Here is a 16,491-nt window from a genome sequence, read left to right as displayed (position 1 = left end):
ACCTTTGACCTCGAATGCCGGTGTCCCACAGGGGCGCCGGCATTCGGCGCGTATGTACCTCTGCCGTATCGACCGTCACACCCAGAACCGATTGTGAGCTGACCGAAGATGTCCGACCCCGACCTGTTGATCGTTTCCGTCGAATCGACGATCGTCGACGTACCCCTGATTCGTCCGCACAAATTCGCGACCACGACCTCGGAAGTACAGCCGATCCTGTTCGTCGCCGTCACCACTGCCGGTGGAATCACCGGTTACGGCGAAGGTGTCGTGCCGGGAGGTCCGTGGTGGGGCGGCGAATCCGTCGAGACGATGAAGCAGATCGTCGATCGCTACATCGGTCCCTACATCATCGGTCGCGGCGTCGACGAGATCAGCGGCGTGATGCTCGACATCGAACGGATCGTCGCGAACGCCCGTTTCGCGAAGGCCGCGGTCGACGTCGCAATGCACGACGCCTGGGGTCGCAGCCTCGGCGTGCCGGTCGCGTCACTGCTCGGTGGCGCGTTCCGCACCGGAGTCGACGTACGCTGGGCGCTCGGCGCGGCACCTCTCGAGGAGATCGTCGAAGAGGTCACCCACAAGATGGAGCAGCGCCTCAACTTCTCGTTCAAGCTCAAGATGGGTGCGCTCGATCCCGTCGTCGATACCGACCGCGTGGTGAAGATCGTGGAGGCATTCGACGGCAAGGTCGGATTCAGCATCGATGTGAACGCGCGCTGGGATCGTTTCACCGCGCTGCGTCACGTTCCGCAGCTCGTCGACGGCGGTGTGGAACTCATCGAACAGCCGACCCCGGCCGACCAGCTCGATGTCCTCGCCGAGATCAATCGCCGCGTCTCCGCACCCGTCATGGCCGACGAATCCGTCCAGACCCCGCACGACGCATACGAGGTCGCCAAACTCGCCGCGGCCGACGTCATCGCCCTCAAGACCACCAAATGCGGTGGTCTGCAGCGCAGCAAGGAAGTGGTCGCGGTCGCCAAGGCCGCCGGTCTTCGCTGCCACGGCGCGACGTCCATCGAAGGCCCGATCGGTACCGCCGCGTCCATTCATTTCGCATGCTCCGAACCCGGAATCAACTACGGTACGGAACTGTTCGGCCCCCAGTTGTTCGCAGTCGAGCTGCTGAAGAAGCCCCTCGAGTACTCCGAAGGACAAGTGCACCTGCCGGAGGGTCCCGGCCTCGGTGTCGAACTCGACATGGACGTCGTCAAGAAGTACGCGCGAGACTGACCCCCCACACCCGAAGAAGGAGAAAACCCCATGGCACTGTTCCACGTTCGGATGGACGTCAACATCCCGCGCGACCTCGACCCCGAGGTGCGCGCCGAGACCATCGCGAAGGAGAAGGCCTACAGCCAGGAACTTCAGCGGGCGGGTAAGTGGCCCGAAATCTGGCGCATCGTCGGCAAGTACAGCAACATCTCCATCTTCGACGTGGACTCGGCCGATGAGTTGCACGAGATCCTGTTCAACCTGCCGTTGTTCCCGTACATGAACATCGAGGTCATGGCGCTGACGAAGCACGGATCGGACGTCAAGTAGCCGCCTCCCGCTGGTACGGCACTCGAATATCCCACCCTTCTCGAAGGGGTGCGGATATTCGCTTGTAGGAGAAAAGCGGAATTCTGTTCGAGTGCGCAGTTATTGACGCGTTCTCTCACTGAAACCGTCGATAACTGCACGGTCGATCGGGTTATCCGTCCATCCGGCGAGACACTTGCATCCAGAGAGCGTCAACGATGTCCGGAACGACTTGCGGGAATGTAGAGTCCGGGGATGACTGGTCCTCAGCTCCTCCTCATCTCCGGTTCCTTGCGTGACGGGTCGAGCAACAGCGCGGCGATCCGCACGGTGGCAGCCCAGCTGGAGTCCGACGCCGACGTCACCGTCTACGCCGAAATGGGACTGTTGCCGCACTTCAACCCCGACGTCGAGGCCACGGCGTTGCCGGACGTCGTCGCGTGTCTGCGCAGGAACATCGACGACGCCGTCGCGGTCTTGATCTGCACGCCCGAGTACGCCGGAGCGCTCCCGGGCTCGTTCAAGAATCTGCTGGACTGGACCGTCGGTGGAATGGAGATTGTCGACAAGCCCGTGGCGTGGATCAACGTGTCGGCGAACGCAACCAATGCGGCGGGCGCTCATGCGTCGCTCGAGACCGTCCTGAATTACACGGGAGCCGACATCGTCCACGATGCCTGCCGGCATGTTCCGGTGGCCGCCGCGGATCTGTCGAGCGACGGACTGGTGAGCACGTCGGCCGTGGTCGACGAGCTGCGATCGGCGGCGCTGACGCTCCTCGAGCGAGTGCGGCAGGAACGGGCCTGACGAAGTGGACGCCCTGCGGGCGGCTGCACCCAACCGTACGGAGACCCTGCGGGTCCCTGAGCTTGCCTTCGGCCCCTTCCACACAGCTGCCCGGTCCCCATGTCCCGATAGACCACTTGTCGTCGATCGCGACCGACGCGCCCGCAGTCTGGGATGCATAGATCGAACCGCGGTCGAAACGAGATCGCCGAGTTCACCGGACTTACCGGGGCTCAGGTGCGATATGCGCCAGGGAAGTTGACCGAGGTAGGACTGGTACGGGTCGACGGGCGACAGGGCGTGCGGACAACTCGCTATGTGCGGAACTCGTAGTGTTGGTGCTCGACAGCCACATAGAGAAAGAAGGCGCACTGTGGGGCCGTAAATGTCACGGTCCCGTGCAATGCTTTGCCTGCAGGTCGTCGACCTGCACATTCGCCCCTCCCACACTGACAATATTTCGAGTGAGTGAGCGCTGGAATCGCTCACTGCGTCGACGCGGAACGAGCCGTACGCGGCCGGAGAAATCGGCACGCCGAGCGGTAAAGGACGGCCGGGGTGAGTCGGGGCCATACTCGAAGTATGAGCCTGCCGCTGCGCGACGTGTACGCCGAGCCCACCCTCGCCGACCTCCTGCCATCGGTGCTCGCTTCCGCGGGCGTCGCCGGTGAGATGAACCGTCTCGGGCTTGCCGAGTGCTCCCGGACGGTCGTGCTTCTCGTCGACGGTATGGGCTGGGAACTGCTGCAACGAAACAAGAAGGTTGCACCGTTTCTCACCTCCGCCCCCGGACACGCGATCCGCGCCGGCTTCCCCACGACCACCGCGGTGAGTATCGCGTCACTCGGAACCGGGCTGCCGTCGGGACGCCACGGCATCACCGGCTATCAGTCGTATGTCGACGAGATCGAAGCACCCCTCAATTGGCTGCGCTGGACACTCGCGGGCACCGCCATCGACAAGCGCGACGAACTGGTCCCCGAGGACGTGCAACCGCACCCGACGGCGTTCGAACGTGGCGCCGATGCGGGCATCGCCGTCACTACCGTCGTTCCGAAGCACTTCGACGGCAGTGGCCTGACCCGCGCTGTTCTGCGCGGCGGCGCATTCGTCGGGGTCTCCGCCTACGGTGATCTGCTCGCCCGTGTCGTGTCGGCAACCGGCGCCGACGAACGCAGCCTCGTCTACTGCTATCTCGGCGAGGTCGACACACTCGGCCACGTGTATGGGCCCGAATCCGATGCGTGGCTCGCGCAGCTCACTATCGTCGACCGGTTCGTCGAGCAACTCGCGGGTGCGCTTCCCCGCGGGACCCGGCTGCTCGTCACCGCCGATCACGGCATGATCGATGCTTCCCGCGGGCGACGCATCGACTTCGACCACACCCCAGGACTCGGTGAGGACGTGACCGTCATCGCCGGTGAGCCACGTTGTAGGCACGTCTACACCGACAGCGTCGGCGAGGTGCTCGAGCGCTGGCGAAACGAACTCGGCGAGCAGATGTGGGTCGGTACCCGCGACGAGGTGATCGCCGCCGGCCTGTTCGGTCCGGAGCCCGCGCCGTCGCTCGTCGGCCGCATCGGCGACATCGTCGCGATCGGAATGGGGGAGTCGTCGGTGATCCGCACGGACGGTGAACGGGTGATGTCGGAACTGCCCGGGCAACACGGCGCACTCACTGACGACGAACTACTCGTGCCACTGCTGTGTCTTCAGTGACAGGGCGTCTTCAGTGACAGGGTCGAGTGTGGTGAGCCGCAGAACTGGCCATGACGTGTGCAATGTCGCGTACCCGCGAACGCATTTGTCACATAGTGTGTGCACATGAGCTCCAGTGCTTCTGTGACCTGGCACGATCGAACGAGTCGGATCGCGCTGATCCTTCTCTGGATCGTCCGGATTCTCGTCAAGCCGATTCTGAGCATCTGGCCGAGCAACGACTTCGGAATCGGCCTCCTCGGCAGGCTTTCGTGGGTGGTCGACAAGGTCACCCCCAGGCCGCGGTCGGTGGAGATTGTCGACACCGATCTCGGCGGAGTGCCCGGCGAGTGCATCATCTCGCCCAAACCCGTCGATGACCCGCTCGAGGATGCCACCATCCTGTACTTCCACGGCGGCGGTTTCATCTTCTGCGGACCCTCGACACACCGGCAGTTGTGTGTGCAGCTTGCTCTCGATTCGGGTGCGCCCGTGTATTCGATGGACTATCGGCAGGTCCCGGCCGTCCCCATCGCGGGATCGGTCCACGACGCGATGAATGCGTACACCGCACTGGTCGAGACAGCAGTCGATCCCACCAGGATTATCGTCGGCGGCGACTCGGCCGGCGGATATCTCGCCGTCAAGGTCGCCGAACTCGCTGCGCGACGCGGTATCCAGCGGCCGGCCGCCGTCATCGGTTATTCGCCGTTGCTGAGCCTGGACCTCGACGACTCCGGTCACGATCTCGAGTACATGAAGAAGGATGCGTACCTGCCGATCGAGGCGCTCGAAAAGCTGCGCCCGCGCTGGCTCGCGGGTCAGGAAGCGATCGAAGGCGAGATGAACCCCGTCGACGCAGACCCGGCTCTCTTCCCTCCGATGTTCCTGTGTGCAGCCGAATTCGAACTCACCCGGCCCGACGTCGAGGACATGAGCGAGCGCCTCGCCGAGGCGGGAAACACGGTGGAGACGCACCTGTGGCGCGAGCAGATCCATGCGTGGCCGGTCCTCGCGCGAGCATTGCCCGAGGCGATGGAACTCATCGGGCTGAGCACCCGGTTCGCGCGGCATGCCGTCGTCGCCGTAGACAATGGACGCGCCGCCTAATGGGAGCTGTCGGGTCGTAGAGACTCGGTGCCGTAGCCGCCAGCAGGTGAGCACTTACGCCGCCGGAAGCATTCGACTTCTGAGGTCAGATCGTGCCCCTGCTGGTCGGCCGGGAGGCCAGACCGCTGATGGGGTGGCGTGCCCGCCGGGCAGTGGGGCGTGAGCACTGGATCCATTAGGCCGCGTGCCGCGCCTTCCGCAGGCTGCATGGGAAGCGAAGTGCCTGACCGAGGAGGATGAGTTGCTGCTGATCGGTGATGACTGGGCCGAGGACCACCACGACGTCGAGGTCCAGGACGCGACCGGCCGGAAGCTGGCCGCCGCGAGGCTGTCCGAGGGCGTAGAGGGGATCGCGAAGCTGCACGAGCTCGTCGCGAAGCACGGCGGCGCGGACCTGGACGCGGCCGTGGTGGTGATCGGGATCGAGACCGACCGCGGCTCGTGGGTGCAGGCCCTGATCGCCTCCGGCTACCAGGTGTACGCGATCAACCCCCGGCAGGTCGCACGGTTCAAGGAGCGGTACGGCACCTCGGGCGCCAAGAGCGACAAGGGTGACGCGCACGCGCTGGCCGACATGGTGCGCATCGACCGCGCCCAGCTGCGGCCGGTGGCCGGGGACAGCGAGCAGGCGCAGGCCGTCAAGGTCGTCGCCCGTGCCCACCAGACCCTCATCTGGGAACGCACCCGCACCTTCCAAAGGTTGCGCACCACTCTGCGCGAGTACTTCCCCGCCGCCCTGGCCGCCTACGCGGACCTGTCGCTGACCAGCACGGATGCGCTGGAACTGCTGACCAAGGCGCCCACCCCCGCGGCCGGTGCGAAGCTGACGCGCACCCAGATCACCGCCGTCCTGGCCCGTGCCCGCCGGCGCAACCGGGATGCGAAGGCGGCTACGATCCAGGCCGCGTTGCGCACGGAGCAACTCGGCCTGCCCGGGCCGGTCACGGCCGCCTATGCGGCCACGGCGGTGGCCCACGCGAAGCTGCTGATCGCACTGAACGAGCAGATAGCTCAGCTGGAGGGGCAGGTGAAGGCACATTTTCGAGCGCACCCGGACGCTGACATCTACCTCTCGATGCCCGGCATCGCGGAGATCACCGGTGCCCGGGTGCTCGCCGAGTTCGGAGACGACCCCACCCGCTACGCCTCCGCCAAGGCCCGCAAGAACTACGCCGGCACCAGCCCCATCACCCGGGCCTCCGGCAAGAGCCACACCGTCCAGGCCCGCTTCGTGCGCAACAACCGGCTCGCCGACGCCTTGCAGACCCAGGCGTTCTCCGCCCTGCGGGCCTCGCCCGGGGCTCGCCGCTACTACGACAAACAGCGTGCCCGCGAGGCCGGCTACAACCCCGCCCTGCGCCAGCTCGGCAATCGCCTCGTCGGCGTCCTCCACGGCTGCCTCAAGACCCGCACCCGCTATGACGAAGCGACCGCATGGTCGCACCACGCCCACCCGGAACCCCATGCGGCTTGACACCAAACGACATGGGGTGTCTGACCTGTCACAGGTTGGTGTTGAGTGGATCCGTCCAATCGGGAAGTCCGGCACTGTGGTCCTCGCTACCGGTAATCGAAAGATGCTGAGCACCAGCGGTGTACGACGTCATGGACAACGACCCGTAGTTCACCCCGGTGACGAGGGTGTCGGGCTGTTCTCCGGCGGCGGCGAGCAGACCTGCGAAATGCATCATCGGAATGAAGTGATCCGGTGTGGGAACAGCTTTCGCGAAATCGGCATGCTCGGCCAACGACGGTGTGTCGCCCGGTCGCTCGCGAAGTAGTTCGCCGGCGGCTTCGTCGAACCGCTTCGCCCAGTCGAAGCCCTCGTCCGGTTTACCTGCATCCAGCATGCGGAGGTTGTGCACGATATTGCCGCTGCCGACGATCAGAACACCCGAATCCCTCAGCGCCGCGAGTTTCGCACCGAGTTCCAGATGGTACTCGAGAGACTTGAATGCGTTGAGGCTCAGCTGCACCACCGGCACATCCGCGTTGGGAAACATATGGGTGAGCACAGACCACGTGCCGTGGTCGATGCCCCATGAATCGACGTCGCCACCCACCCATTTCGGACGGGCCAGGTCGGCGATCTCCTCTGTCAGCTCGGGCAGTCCGGGTGCGGGATACTCGACATCGAACAACTCCTGCGGGAATCCGAAGAAGTCGTGGATCGTGCGCGGCGACGGCATTGCCGTCACGGCTGTGGCATTGATGAACCAATGAGCCGAAATCGACAGGATCGCACGCGGCGTCGGCGCGGACTTCCCGAACGCGGCCCAGGCCTGCGTGTACCGATTCGATTCGAGAGCGTTGAGCGGGCTGCCGTGGCCGATGAACGCCACCGGCATGTGCGGGGTCATGAAACTCACTTACCTTTCCGGAGAGATACGAGGACGCAACCACTCGATGAGCTCTCCGAGCACCCGGTCGTTCTCGGGCTCATTGAACACCTCGTGGAACAACCCGTCGTAAAGCTTCAGAGTCAGATCTCGCGAGCCCGCGTGGTCGGCGATGAGCTGAGCACCTGCGGGGTCCGCCAGTGTGTCCGCGGTGCCGTGCAGCACCAGCACCGGCAACGTGAGCGACGGCAAACGCTGCGGCAGGCTCTGCTCGTTGTCGATCAGGACGCGCGCGATCCCGGCGGGAACCAATCCGTGGTGCACGAGCGGATCGGCCTGGTACGCCGCGACGACCGCGGGATCCCGCGACACGGCATTGCTGTCGAGTTTCTGCACCGGCAGGTCGGGGAGGAACCGGCCGATCACCTTGCCGATCTCCACGACGATGCCCGGCGTCCCGGACGTCACGATCACCGCCGGTCCGGACAGCGCAAGCGCCGTCAGACGATCCTGGTGGTCGAGCGCATACGCCAACGCGATAGCTCCACCCATCGAATGGCCGAGCAGGAAGACCGGCAAACCCGGATACGCCTGCGTTGCGATATCGACCAGCGAATCGAGGTCGTCGGTGAAATCCGACATTTGCCGTGCATGCAGTCGTTTGCCGCCCGAGCGGCCGTGGCCGCGATGGTCGGGAGCGAACACGACCAGCCCCAGCTCGGTAAGGCGCCGCGCGACGTGATCGTAGCGGCGTGCATGCTCACCGAGTCCGTGCGTGAGAACCAGCACGCCTGCGATCTCGACGTTGTCGGGCGACCACAGGTCGTACACGATCCGAGTGTCGTTGCCTCCGTTGAACGAGGACTCGGTGTGCTGCATGGGCATCTCCTACCGGCTGGTCGACGTGCTGTCCTCGCATCCTTGCACGAGTACCAGGTGCGGTCTTGTAAGTAAGCCGAGACCGGAGGAACCTCGGAAAAGGGGACTGTAAGCGAGAGGGACAGCGATGGACACCCTGATCACCGAAATTGCCCCCGACATCTACCGCCTGTCCACATTCGTCGACGAGGCGAACCTGACGATGAACCAATTCCTCATCGACGGCGATGAGCCACTGCTGTTCCACACTGGGTACCGCGCATTGTTCCCCCACGTTTCCGAGGCCCTCGCGCGAGTGGTCCCGCTGGATCGACTGCGGTGGATCACGTTCGGTCACGTCGAGGCCGACGAATGCGGCTCCATGAATTCCTGGCTGGAAGTCGCGCCGTCAGCGGAGGTTGCGCACGGAGCAATGGCTTGCTTCGTCCAGGTGAACGACCTCGCAGATAGACCTCCACGGCCCTTGCAGGACGGCGATGTTCTGGACACTGGCCGCCGCAGGGTCCGCCACATCGACACACCTCACGTTCCGCACGGGTGGGATGCCGGACTGATGTTCGAGGAGACGACCTCGACGCTGCTGTGCGGCGACCTGTTCACAGCATTCGGGAAGTATCCGGCGCAGACAGACCATGAGATGGTCGGTCCCGCACTGGCTGCTGAGGATCTGGGGCACGCGACGTGCTTGACGCCGGAATTGGCGCCCACCATCCGAGCTCTCGCCGATCTGCAGCCGCGTACACTTGCGCCGATGCACGCACCGGCATACGACGGAAACGGTGTCGCGGCCCTGGAGGAGCTGGCGATAGCCTACGAAACGCGCTTCACCGCTGCGGTCGATGCACTCCGCCACGACGGTGCGTAATTCGATTGACACGGCGCAGGACGAACGTACCCTGGACGACGTGATTCAAGCGCTTCTTTTCAACTGACGACGCAAGCCCCGCGACCCGTGATGTAGCCGGGCGGGGCCGACGCGTGTCCCCAGGCCGCCCACACGGCCGTTCGTCAGAAGCGCAGTCGTCCATATTGCCGTGGTCGACGCGCCTCCATCCGGAGGAAGAATGACCATCACTATCACCCTGCCTCGGCGCGCGCGTGCGCAGCTCGGAGCGACCGGCGTGCACATCGCTCGCGGTGGCCGTCCTGTACTGCAGGGCGTCGACCTCGCCTTGACGCCCGGTGCGAGGCTCGGTGTCGTCGGCGACAACGGTCGCGGCAAGACGACGCTGATCAACGTGCTGGCAGGCCGGCTCGAACCAGATGCGGGCACAGTGCGGTGCTTCGGGTCGCTTGGGTTCGCCGAGCAGGAGATGGCCGTCACCGAGACCCGCACGGTCGGTGACCTCATCGACATCGAGCTCGTCCATGTTCGTGAAGTGCTGCGCCTGCTCGACGAGGCAACAGTTGCCCTCGCCGAGCAGGAACCCGGTGCGGCGGAGTTGTATACCGACGTCCTCGATGCCGCCGAGCAGCTTGACGCGTGGGACGCCGACCGGCGCGTCGATTCCGCCCTCGATGCCCTGGGAGCGATAACCGATCGGTCGCGGCTGCTCACCGAAATGTCGGTGGGACAACGCTACCGCGTTCGGCTGGCTGCTCTGCTCGGCGCCGAGCACGATTTCCTGCTCCTCGACGAACCGACCAACCACCTCGATGCGTCAGGGCTCGAGTACCTCACCGAGCGGCTGCGTACCACCCGCAGTGGCGTCGTCCTCGTCAGTCACGATCGTGCTCTGCTCACTGACGTCGCGACGTCGATTCTCGACCTCGACCCCAGTGTCGACGGTCGTCCACGCCTGTACGGCGGCGGGTACGCCGGATATCGCAAGGGACGTGTCGCGGAGTACGAGCGATGGGTCGACGAGTACAACCGTCAGCAGGCGGAGCATGCGCGTCTGGCCGTGGATCTCGAGGCAGCCCGGAACCGGCTCGTCTCCGGCTGGCGCCCCGACAAGGGGACCGGCAAGCACCAGCGCGCCACCCGCGCCCCTGCCCTGGTGCAGTCGGTGCATCGACGGCAGGAGACGCTCGACGAGCATGCCGTCACCACTCCACCACCGCCGCTGAAATTCTCGATGCCCGCGCTCGGCGCGGAGCTCGACGGGATCGGTACCGACGCGCCGCTGATTCGAGCAGAGGACGTTGCCGTGTCGGGCCGTCTCCCCACGCCGGTCTCACTCACGCTCGGTGCGGGCAGCCGGCTCGCCGTGACCGGGCCCAACGGCGCAGGCAAGTCGTCGTTCCTTTGTGTGCTCGCAGGCGAATTACCACCCACCTCCGGAGATCTGGACATCGTCGAGCACGTACGGGTCGGGCGGCTCGCCCAGGAATCACCATCGCCGTCCGGGGCGTCCGTGAGGGACGTGTACGACAGGCACATCGGCGCGCTCGAATCCGCAGGTGTTGTGGGGGGTGCGGAGGTGGTGGCGCTCGAGGAGCTGGGTCTGTTCACCGATCATGATCTGGATCAACGAGTTCGGGATCTGTCGATGGGACAGCAACGCAGACTGGATCTCGCGATGGTACTCGCCGCACGGCCCCATGTGCTGTTGCTCGACGAGCCCACCAACCATCTGTCGATCACGCTCGTCGACGAGCTGACCGACGCGCTCGGGGTGACCGATGCGGTGGTCGTGCTCGCGACACATGACCGGCAGCTGCGACGAGATATCGCCGACTGGCCGCATCTCGAGCTGGAAAGGACTTCCTGAAGTCGTGTGGATTCGAGCCTGTCCAATCCGGACTCGAATCCACACTCTCTCAGCCGTACACCTGCGCGTAGAGATCCCGGATCTCGGCGTCGGTGGGAATGAGCGGATTGTTGTTCGGCGACCCGGAGGCCAGGGCCTGCTCGGCCATGAGGGGGATCAGCTCGTCCCACCGCGCTTTGTCGATGCCGTAGGCCTTGGGAGTCGGGACCTCGACATCGCGGCACAGTTCGTGTAGTGCCTCGACGAGGTTGTTCGCCGCGGCTGTGTCGTCGTCGCTGCTGGTGGCCACGCCCAGTGCTCGCGCGCAGTCGGCGTAGCGGGATTCTGCTGCTCCGGCAGAGAAGGCGGTGACGGCGGGGAAGAGCATCGCGTTCGACAGTCCGTGCGCGACATGGAAATGCGCACCGATGGGTCGGCTCATACCGTGCACGAGGGCGACGGACGAGTTGGAGAACGCGATCCCGGCCTGGGTGGCGGCAAGCATCATCTGCTCGCGTGCTTCGGCGTCGCTGCCGTCGACATACACACGTCGCAGCATGCGGCCGATCGTGCCGATGGCGATGAGCGCAAGGCTGTCGGAGAAGGGGTTGGCCTTGCGGCTGACGTAGGCCTCGATGGCGTGGGTGAGGGCGTCGACACCGGTGTCGGCGGTCAGTCGCGGCGGCATCGACAGGGTCAGTCGGTAATCGATCACCGCAGCCGTCGGCAGGAAGGCGAGGCCCGGGCAGAGCATCTTCTCGTCGCTCGAGCTGTCGGTGATCACGGTGAATTGGGTTGCCTCCGAACCGCTACCGGCGGTGGTGGGAACGGCGATGACCGGCAGGGCGGGGCCGACGTTGTTACGCGGGGCTTTGTAATCGCGCATCTGCCCGCCCTGTCGGCCGAGAATGCCGAGGGCCTTGGCTGTGTCCATCGGGCTGCCGCCGCCGAACCCGATCACCGAGTCGGCGTCGTGCTCGGTGAGCGCGACGACACCCGCAGCGAGTGAGTCGGTGGTCGGGTCGGGTACGGCGTCGGCGAACAGGCGTGGTGTGACGCCGGCTGCCTCGAGGTTGCCGAGCATCTTCTGGGCGGCGCCGGTACCCACTTGGAACGAATCGGTCACCACCAGTGGGCGTGACAGGCCGAGGCTCGAGACGACGTCGCCGATCTCGCCGACGGCGCCGCCACCGATACGCATGATGCGGGGCAGTGCGATGGGTGCAGTCATGGTCGGATCATGTCATCCGAAGGCTGAAGTGGGGTGTCATCATCTCGAAGTCGGTGCTGAGCAGGACGAGAGGATTACTCGCACTGAGCAGTGAAGCGGAAGGCTCTACAGGAACCCCGGCAGCGACGAGCCGGTTCCGAGTCGGCACTGGAGATCTGCGATGAAGCTACCGGTGGGTATGCACTGGTATGCGACCCCTGTAATCGACGGGCCCGTGGCCGACTCCGGTGGAGCGGCATTCGCGGTTCCGATCGTCACTGTGGTGAGCCCTGCTGCAAGTGCGAGAACGAAGATCGACTTACGCATGAGAGTCCTTTTTCGATGGTCGGACGGGATGCGAATCTAGCACGAACTTCCATTGAATAGCCCTGGGCTCCAAAGTGTTCGGTGAAATTTCCCAAATCAGCCCCTACGCGACTGGGTGGGCGAGGGTTGCCGAGTGGCCGATGGTGGCGTCGCCGTCGAGCATCGTCTTCATGAAGTGCTGCTGTTCGCGCACACCCCGCGCGGCGGCACGTTCGCGTCCGCCACGGCGTAGCGCAGCACACGACCGAAGGAGGTTGAGTGGCAGTTTGAGTACCGGGTACCAGGGCAGGACGAACATCGGCAGGCCGAGTTCCCGCATCGCGCCGGGGCCGAGGAAGGTCGCCGTGATCGACAGGTGCTGCGATCGCGCCAGCCTGCGCCGGAAACTCGGCCTGGTCGAATAGTTCCAGGCCAGTGGGTCGTCGGCCATGGGGACAGAAAGCTGCTTCGTGGTCTCATCCGGTGTCGAAAGTGCATACGACGTGTGGAGGAGCACGCGGACGCAGTCGCGGAAGCCGATGGGCAGGAACTCGTCGGCTACTCCCATCAGCGTCCCGACGTACCGGGTCAGGTGAGCAACGGCCTCGTACTCTCCGGGGCGGCTCACCATTCCCATGCCGATGCCGCCGATAACCGGTGCGACGAGCGCGCCGACGAGGGTGGCAGCCATGTCGGTCTGATTGATGGGTATACCCCACGTTTCGGTGCTCCAGTCGGGCATGGCCGAGACATGGCGCCGGACGATCGCGTGGATGAGCCGGACATGAACGGTCGAGCGGTAGCCGGCGCCTCCAGGGGCGAGTCCGCCGGGACTGATGACGTCGATCGCCCACTGTGATGTTTCGGCGAATCGCGCGTTCGACCCTTTCTCGAGCGCCCCGGTCCGCAGGAGTGTCTGGTTGAATCCGGAGAACATGTAGCCGCCGAGCAAGGCGACGTCGCGGGCTATGTACAGACCATCGGCTCCGCCGCTGCGCATCACACGCGCCCCGAGTTCGATCTTGTCCCAGTCGACCCAGTCGGGCACGGTTTCGACTTCGGTGAAGAAATCTCGGAGTGGCGGGGGCGCGTCGTCGAGGCTGTCGATGCCGTCGGCGAGCGCCTTCTCGAACAGCGGTCGGGTGTCTGCCGACCCGGCCGAGTACATCCAGTCGACGAGCCGGTCTGCGGGTGCGTCCCCGACGAGAAGGCATTCGCCCATGCGGCGAAATTCTGCCTCGTCGGGCTTGCGCAGCCCCATGATCAGGCCGAACGCTTTGATCCCTGCGGGAACAGCACACGGTGCTTCGGGGTGGCGCGACGGAATTGGAGTGGTCATGCACGGCCTTTCAGCGTCCGAACTATGACAATTGATGTTGTCAGATGTTCGGTCACTCGTCCAGAGCTGGAAGTCCCGTCTTCGGCGACGGACGGCCGGAGGAGTCAGCTACCGGCGTCGCGCGCGGGAGCAACACTGTTGCTCGCGGGCACGATCGAATGTGCGAGGGCCTGGACCAGGAACTCGAGTTCGGGGGTCGGGGCCGTGCCGCTCCGTACGACGCCGCATACCGGCACCCGCAGCAGACGACGGTTGTCGCGCATGAACTTCAGCCCTTTGCTGGGAGTCTCGGAGGCGGTGCTGGCGTACAGCACCGTCCAGGCGCGCGGATTGGTGAGGACTTCGAGGGTGGCCGTGTGGTCGCTCGCGATCGCCGGACCGAGGCGGACACGTCGCCCCACTTCGACGAACGCGTCCTCTATGACGCGGTGCAGCAGCACCTGGCTGTTCCGCGGCGGAAGCAACAGGGGAAAGTGGGCCAGCTCGCCGAGGTCGACGGTCGAGAATGCGGACAGCGGATGGTGGCCCGAGGTGACGATCACCAGATCCTCGATGCCGAGCCGCACGGTCTCGAGCCCCGGCCGATCCACCTCGCCGCGAATCAGGGCGAGGTCGGCTTCGCCGGAGGCGACAGCGTTGACACGGTCGGTGAAATCCTTGATGACGAACTCGACGTCGATGTGGGGGTAACGCTCGCGGACCTGGGAGATTGCGTCGAGGCTCTGCGTCGCGAAGCTCATGTTGGCGGTGATGCGGATGCTGTCGCGAGGCTCGGTGGCCACTTCGAAGGCGCGCGCTTCGAGGCTGAGTACTTCCGACGCGATCGGCATCAGCCGCAGGCCGGCAGCGGTGAGCTTGACCGATCGCGTGGAGCGGTCGAACAGACTCGTGCCCAGCTCATGCTCCAGTTTCGCGATCTGGTGGCTGATCGCGGACTGCGAGATGAAGCACCGCTCGGCCGCGCGGGAGAAGCTGGACTCCTCGCCCACCGCGAGGAAATAACGTAGCTGCCGGAAGTCCATCTCACCTCATTTATGAGCAGAACAGATAACAGTTTTTCGAATATCCCAGGTTACTGGATACCAAGGGAGGTAGATACCTAGGTTGGAGGTCATACATGAACTTCAATGTGGAGGTATCGACAGCATGGGTGGTGCAGACAAGGGAGTGACGACCGTCGTCGACCGGACCGAGGTAGTGATCGTCGGATCCGGATTCGGTGCTCTCGCCGTGGCGAAGAAGCTCGGTAAGGCAGGCACACCGTTCGTCCTCATCTCGGAGACCACCGAGCACCTGTTCCAGCCCTTGCTGTACCAGGTCGCGACGGGCGTCATTTCGCCCGGCGAGATCGCTCCCTCCGTGCGCGCCATCCTCGCGAAGTACCCGAACGCCGATGTGCGTCTCGGCCGCGTGGTCGATGTGAACCCCGACGACAACACCGTCGTGTACGAGGCGGGCGGCAAGCGTCACACGCTCGGCTACGAGCACCTCGTCGCCGCGACCGGCGCTCGGCAGGCCTACTTCGGCCGCGACGAGTTCGCCGACCTCACCTTCGCTCTCAAGACGGTCGACGACGCCGAACGCCTGCGTCGCCAGATCATCCGCTGCTTCGAGGAAGCACACATCACGACCGACCCGGAGCTCCGCAAGAACCTGCTCAGCTTCATCGTCGTGGGCGCAGGCCCGACGGGTGTCGAACTGGCCGGGCAGATCAAGGAACTCGCCCAGCGCTACTTCGCGGAGTCGATCGGCAACATCAAGGGCGAGGACGTCACCGTCACGCTCGTCGAGGGCGCCGACAAGGTACTCCCGCCGTTCGGCGGCAAGCTCAGCGAGTACTCGAAGGAATCGCTCGAGAAGGCAGGCGTCGACGTCGTCGTCAACACGATGGTCACCGACATCGACGAGCACGGCGCGACCCTGAAGACTGCGAACACCGACGAGACCCGTCGCCTCACGGCCGAGACGATCATCTGGTCGGCCGGGATCCAGGCCAACGATTTCGCCGGCGTGCTCGCTGAGCGCACGGGCTGCGAGACCGTCCGGGGCGGCCGTCTTCTCGTCGACAACGACTTCACCGTCGGACGCGCCGACAACATCTACGCCATCGGCGACATGGTCACGCTCGACAACCTGCCCGCGCAGTCGCCGTTCGCGATGCAGGGCGGCCGGCATGTCGCGAAGCTGATCCTCGGCAAGGCACCCGCGGGGACCGCGTTCCAATACCGCGACAAGGGCAGCATGGCGATCATCAACCGCTTCCGCGCGATCACCCGCGTCGGCAAGATCGAACTCACCGGGTTCATCGCGTGGGTCCTGTGGCTCGCTGTGCACCTGGTGTACCTCGTCGGATTCCGCAACCGGTACATCGCGGTGATGTCGTGGTGCGGTTCGTTCCTCGGCCACCGTCGCCCGCACTTCTACTACGCACAGGAACTCGAACCGGCAGCCCCTGCCGAGGCGGGGAAGCCGGCCGACGCGCCGAAGTCGGACGCATCGAAGGCCGATGCGCCCAAGACGGACGCGACCAGGAACCTGAGCAAACGGGCGAAGAAGAAGGCTGCGGCCGCTGCACGGGAACCCGTCCCGGTCTCGTAGAAATCG

15 protein-coding genes are annotated in these 16,491 nt (G+C 65.1%); 9 read left to right on the top strand and 6 right to left on the bottom strand.

Features of this window, described 5'->3' with window-relative positions; translation table 11 throughout:
- Positions 1-108: 108 nt before the first annotated feature.
- From ACTDXD_RS09585 to ACTDXD_RS09560, 6 genes are all read left to right on the top strand, one after another.
- Complete coding sequence (locus ACTDXD_RS09585) at positions 109-1,236, top strand: muconate/chloromuconate family cycloisomerase (RefSeq protein WP_440126813.1); 1,128 nt, start codon at positions 109-111, stop codon at positions 1,234-1,236.
- A 30-nt stretch (positions 1,237-1,266) separates the two neighbouring features.
- Positions 1,267-1,548, top strand: coding sequence for a muconolactone Delta-isomerase (catC, locus tag ACTDXD_RS09580; protein WP_440126812.1), 282 nt, complete (start codon positions 1,267-1,269; stop codon positions 1,546-1,548).
- Between the two features lie 234 nt (positions 1,549-1,782).
- Complete coding sequence (locus ACTDXD_RS09575) at positions 1,783-2,334, top strand: NADPH-dependent FMN reductase (RefSeq protein WP_440126811.1); 552 nt, start codon at positions 1,783-1,785, stop codon at positions 2,332-2,334.
- Between the two features lie 561 nt (positions 2,335-2,895).
- A complete protein-coding gene (locus ACTDXD_RS09570) occupies positions 2,896-4,032 on the top strand; it encodes an alkaline phosphatase family protein (protein WP_440126810.1) in 1,137 nt (378 codons plus the stop codon).
- Positions 4,033-4,137: 105 nt separating this feature from the next.
- On the top strand, positions 4,138-5,121 hold the full coding sequence (locus ACTDXD_RS09565; protein ID WP_440126809.1) for an alpha/beta hydrolase: 984 nt from the start codon (positions 4,138-4,140) through the stop codon (positions 5,119-5,121).
- 241 nt (positions 5,122-5,362) lie between these two features.
- A complete protein-coding gene (locus ACTDXD_RS09560) occupies positions 5,363-6,595 on the top strand; it encodes an IS110 family transposase (protein ID WP_440127509.1) in 1,233 nt (410 codons plus the stop codon).
- 28 nt (positions 6,596-6,623) lie between these two features.
- On the opposite strand, the gene ygiD is transcribed toward ACTDXD_RS09560, so the two are convergent.
- Together ygiD and ACTDXD_RS09550 are read right to left on the bottom strand one after the other, a co-directional pair.
- Complete coding sequence (ygiD, locus tag ACTDXD_RS09555; protein WP_440127595.1) at positions 6,624-7,469, bottom strand: 4,5-DOPA dioxygenase extradiol; 846 nt, start codon at positions 7,467-7,469, stop codon at positions 6,624-6,626.
- 21 nt (positions 7,470-7,490) lie between these two features.
- Positions 7,491-8,339 carry a lysophospholipase gene (locus ACTDXD_RS09550; protein ID WP_440126808.1) on the bottom strand — a complete coding sequence of 283 codons (849 nt, stop codon included), beginning with the start codon at positions 8,337-8,339 and terminating at the stop codon, positions 7,491-7,493.
- Positions 8,340-8,466: 127 nt separating this feature from the next.
- Here ACTDXD_RS09550 and ACTDXD_RS09545 point away from each other — a divergent pair, with 127 nt between their 5' ends.
- Both ACTDXD_RS09545 and ACTDXD_RS09540 read left to right on the top strand, forming a co-directional pair.
- A complete protein-coding gene (locus ACTDXD_RS09545) occupies positions 8,467-9,204 on the top strand; it encodes an MBL fold metallo-hydrolase (protein WP_440126807.1) in 738 nt (245 codons plus the stop codon).
- A gap of 199 nt (positions 9,205-9,403) precedes the next feature.
- On the top strand, positions 9,404-11,053 hold the full coding sequence (locus ACTDXD_RS09540; RefSeq protein WP_440126806.1) for an ABC-F family ATP-binding cassette domain-containing protein: 1,650 nt from the start codon (positions 9,404-9,406) through the stop codon (positions 11,051-11,053).
- A gap of 49 nt (positions 11,054-11,102) precedes the next feature.
- Here the strand turns inward: ACTDXD_RS09540 and ACTDXD_RS09535 are convergent, their stop codons facing one another.
- The 4 genes from ACTDXD_RS09535 to ACTDXD_RS09520 all read right to left on the bottom strand — a co-directional run bounded on the left by ACTDXD_RS09535 (position 11,103) and on the right by ACTDXD_RS09520 (position 14,909).
- Positions 11,103-12,263, bottom strand: coding sequence for an iron-containing alcohol dehydrogenase (locus ACTDXD_RS09535; RefSeq protein WP_440126805.1), 1,161 nt, complete (start codon positions 12,261-12,263; stop codon positions 11,103-11,105).
- Between the two features lie 105 nt (positions 12,264-12,368).
- A complete protein-coding gene (locus ACTDXD_RS09530) occupies positions 12,369-12,569 on the bottom strand; it encodes a hypothetical protein (RefSeq protein ID WP_440126804.1) in 201 nt (66 codons plus the stop codon).
- A gap of 103 nt (positions 12,570-12,672) precedes the next feature.
- Positions 12,673-13,887 (bottom strand): oxygenase MpaB family protein, encoded by a 1,215-nt coding sequence (locus ACTDXD_RS09525; RefSeq protein WP_440126803.1) that lies wholly within the window; start codon positions 13,885-13,887, stop codon positions 12,673-12,675.
- A 104-nt stretch (positions 13,888-13,991) separates the two neighbouring features.
- Positions 13,992-14,909 carry a LysR family transcriptional regulator gene (locus ACTDXD_RS09520; RefSeq protein WP_440126802.1) on the bottom strand — a complete coding sequence of 306 codons (918 nt, stop codon included), beginning with the start codon at positions 14,907-14,909 and terminating at the stop codon, positions 13,992-13,994.
- 124 nt (positions 14,910-15,033) lie between these two features.
- On the opposite strand from ACTDXD_RS09520, the gene ACTDXD_RS09515 reads away from it, so the two are divergent.
- Complete coding sequence (locus ACTDXD_RS09515; protein ID WP_440126801.1) at positions 15,034-16,485, top strand: NAD(P)/FAD-dependent oxidoreductase; 1,452 nt, start codon at positions 15,034-15,036, stop codon at positions 16,483-16,485.
- The last annotated feature ends 6 nt before the right edge of the window (positions 16,486-16,491 follow it).

The sequence above is a fragment of the Rhodococcus sp. SJ-3 genome, from assembly GCF_051918125.1.
In the GTDB taxonomy this organism is placed as follows: domain Bacteria; phylum Actinomycetota; class Actinomycetes; order Mycobacteriales; family Mycobacteriaceae; genus Rhodococcus.
This window is presented reverse-complemented; position numbering and strand designations above follow the sequence as displayed.

What these genes read in the sequence shown, in the direction of transcription:
- ACTDXD_RS09585 (WP_440126813.1), top strand. Translation starts at nt 109, where the DNA reads ATGTCCGACCCCGACCTGTTGATCGTTTCCGTCGAATCGACGATCGTC.
- catC (WP_440126812.1), top strand. Translation starts at nt 1,267, where the DNA reads ATGGCACTGTTCCACGTTCGGATGGACGTCAACATCCCGCGCGACCTC.
- ACTDXD_RS09575 (WP_440126811.1), top strand. Translation starts at nt 1,783, where the DNA reads ATGACTGGTCCTCAGCTCCTCCTCATCTCCGGTTCCTTGCGTGACGGG.
- ACTDXD_RS09570 (WP_440126810.1), top strand. Translation starts at nt 2,896, where the DNA reads ATGAGCCTGCCGCTGCGCGACGTGTACGCCGAGCCCACCCTCGCCGAC.
- ACTDXD_RS09565 (WP_440126809.1), top strand. Translation starts at nt 4,138, where the DNA reads ATGAGCTCCAGTGCTTCTGTGACCTGGCACGATCGAACGAGTCGGATC.
- ygiD (WP_440127595.1), bottom strand. Translation starts at nt 7,469, where the DNA reads ATGCCGGTGGCGTTCATCGGCCACGGCAGCCCGCTCAACGCTCTCGAA.
- ACTDXD_RS09550 (WP_440126808.1), bottom strand. Translation starts at nt 8,339, where the DNA reads ATGCAGCACACCGAGTCCTCGTTCAACGGAGGCAACGACACTCGGATC.
- ACTDXD_RS09545 (WP_440126807.1), top strand. Translation starts at nt 8,467, where the DNA reads ATGGACACCCTGATCACCGAAATTGCCCCCGACATCTACCGCCTGTCC.
- ACTDXD_RS09540 (WP_440126806.1), top strand. Translation starts at nt 9,404, where the DNA reads ATGACCATCACTATCACCCTGCCTCGGCGCGCGCGTGCGCAGCTCGGA.
- ACTDXD_RS09535 (WP_440126805.1), bottom strand. Translation starts at nt 12,263, where the DNA reads ATGACTGCACCCATCGCACTGCCCCGCATCATGCGTATCGGTGGCGGC.
- ACTDXD_RS09530 (WP_440126804.1), bottom strand. Translation starts at nt 12,569, where the DNA reads ATGCGTAAGTCGATCTTCGTTCTCGCACTTGCAGCAGGGCTCACCACA.
- ACTDXD_RS09525 (WP_440126803.1), bottom strand. Translation starts at nt 13,887, where the DNA reads ATGACCACTCCAATTCCGTCGCGCCACCCCGAAGCACCGTGTGCTGTT.
- ACTDXD_RS09520 (WP_440126802.1), bottom strand. Translation starts at nt 14,909, where the DNA reads ATGGACTTCCGGCAGCTACGTTATTTCCTCGCGGTGGGCGAGGAGTCC.
- ACTDXD_RS09515 (WP_440126801.1), top strand. Translation starts at nt 15,034, where the DNA reads ATGGGTGGTGCAGACAAGGGAGTGACGACCGTCGTCGACCGGACCGAG.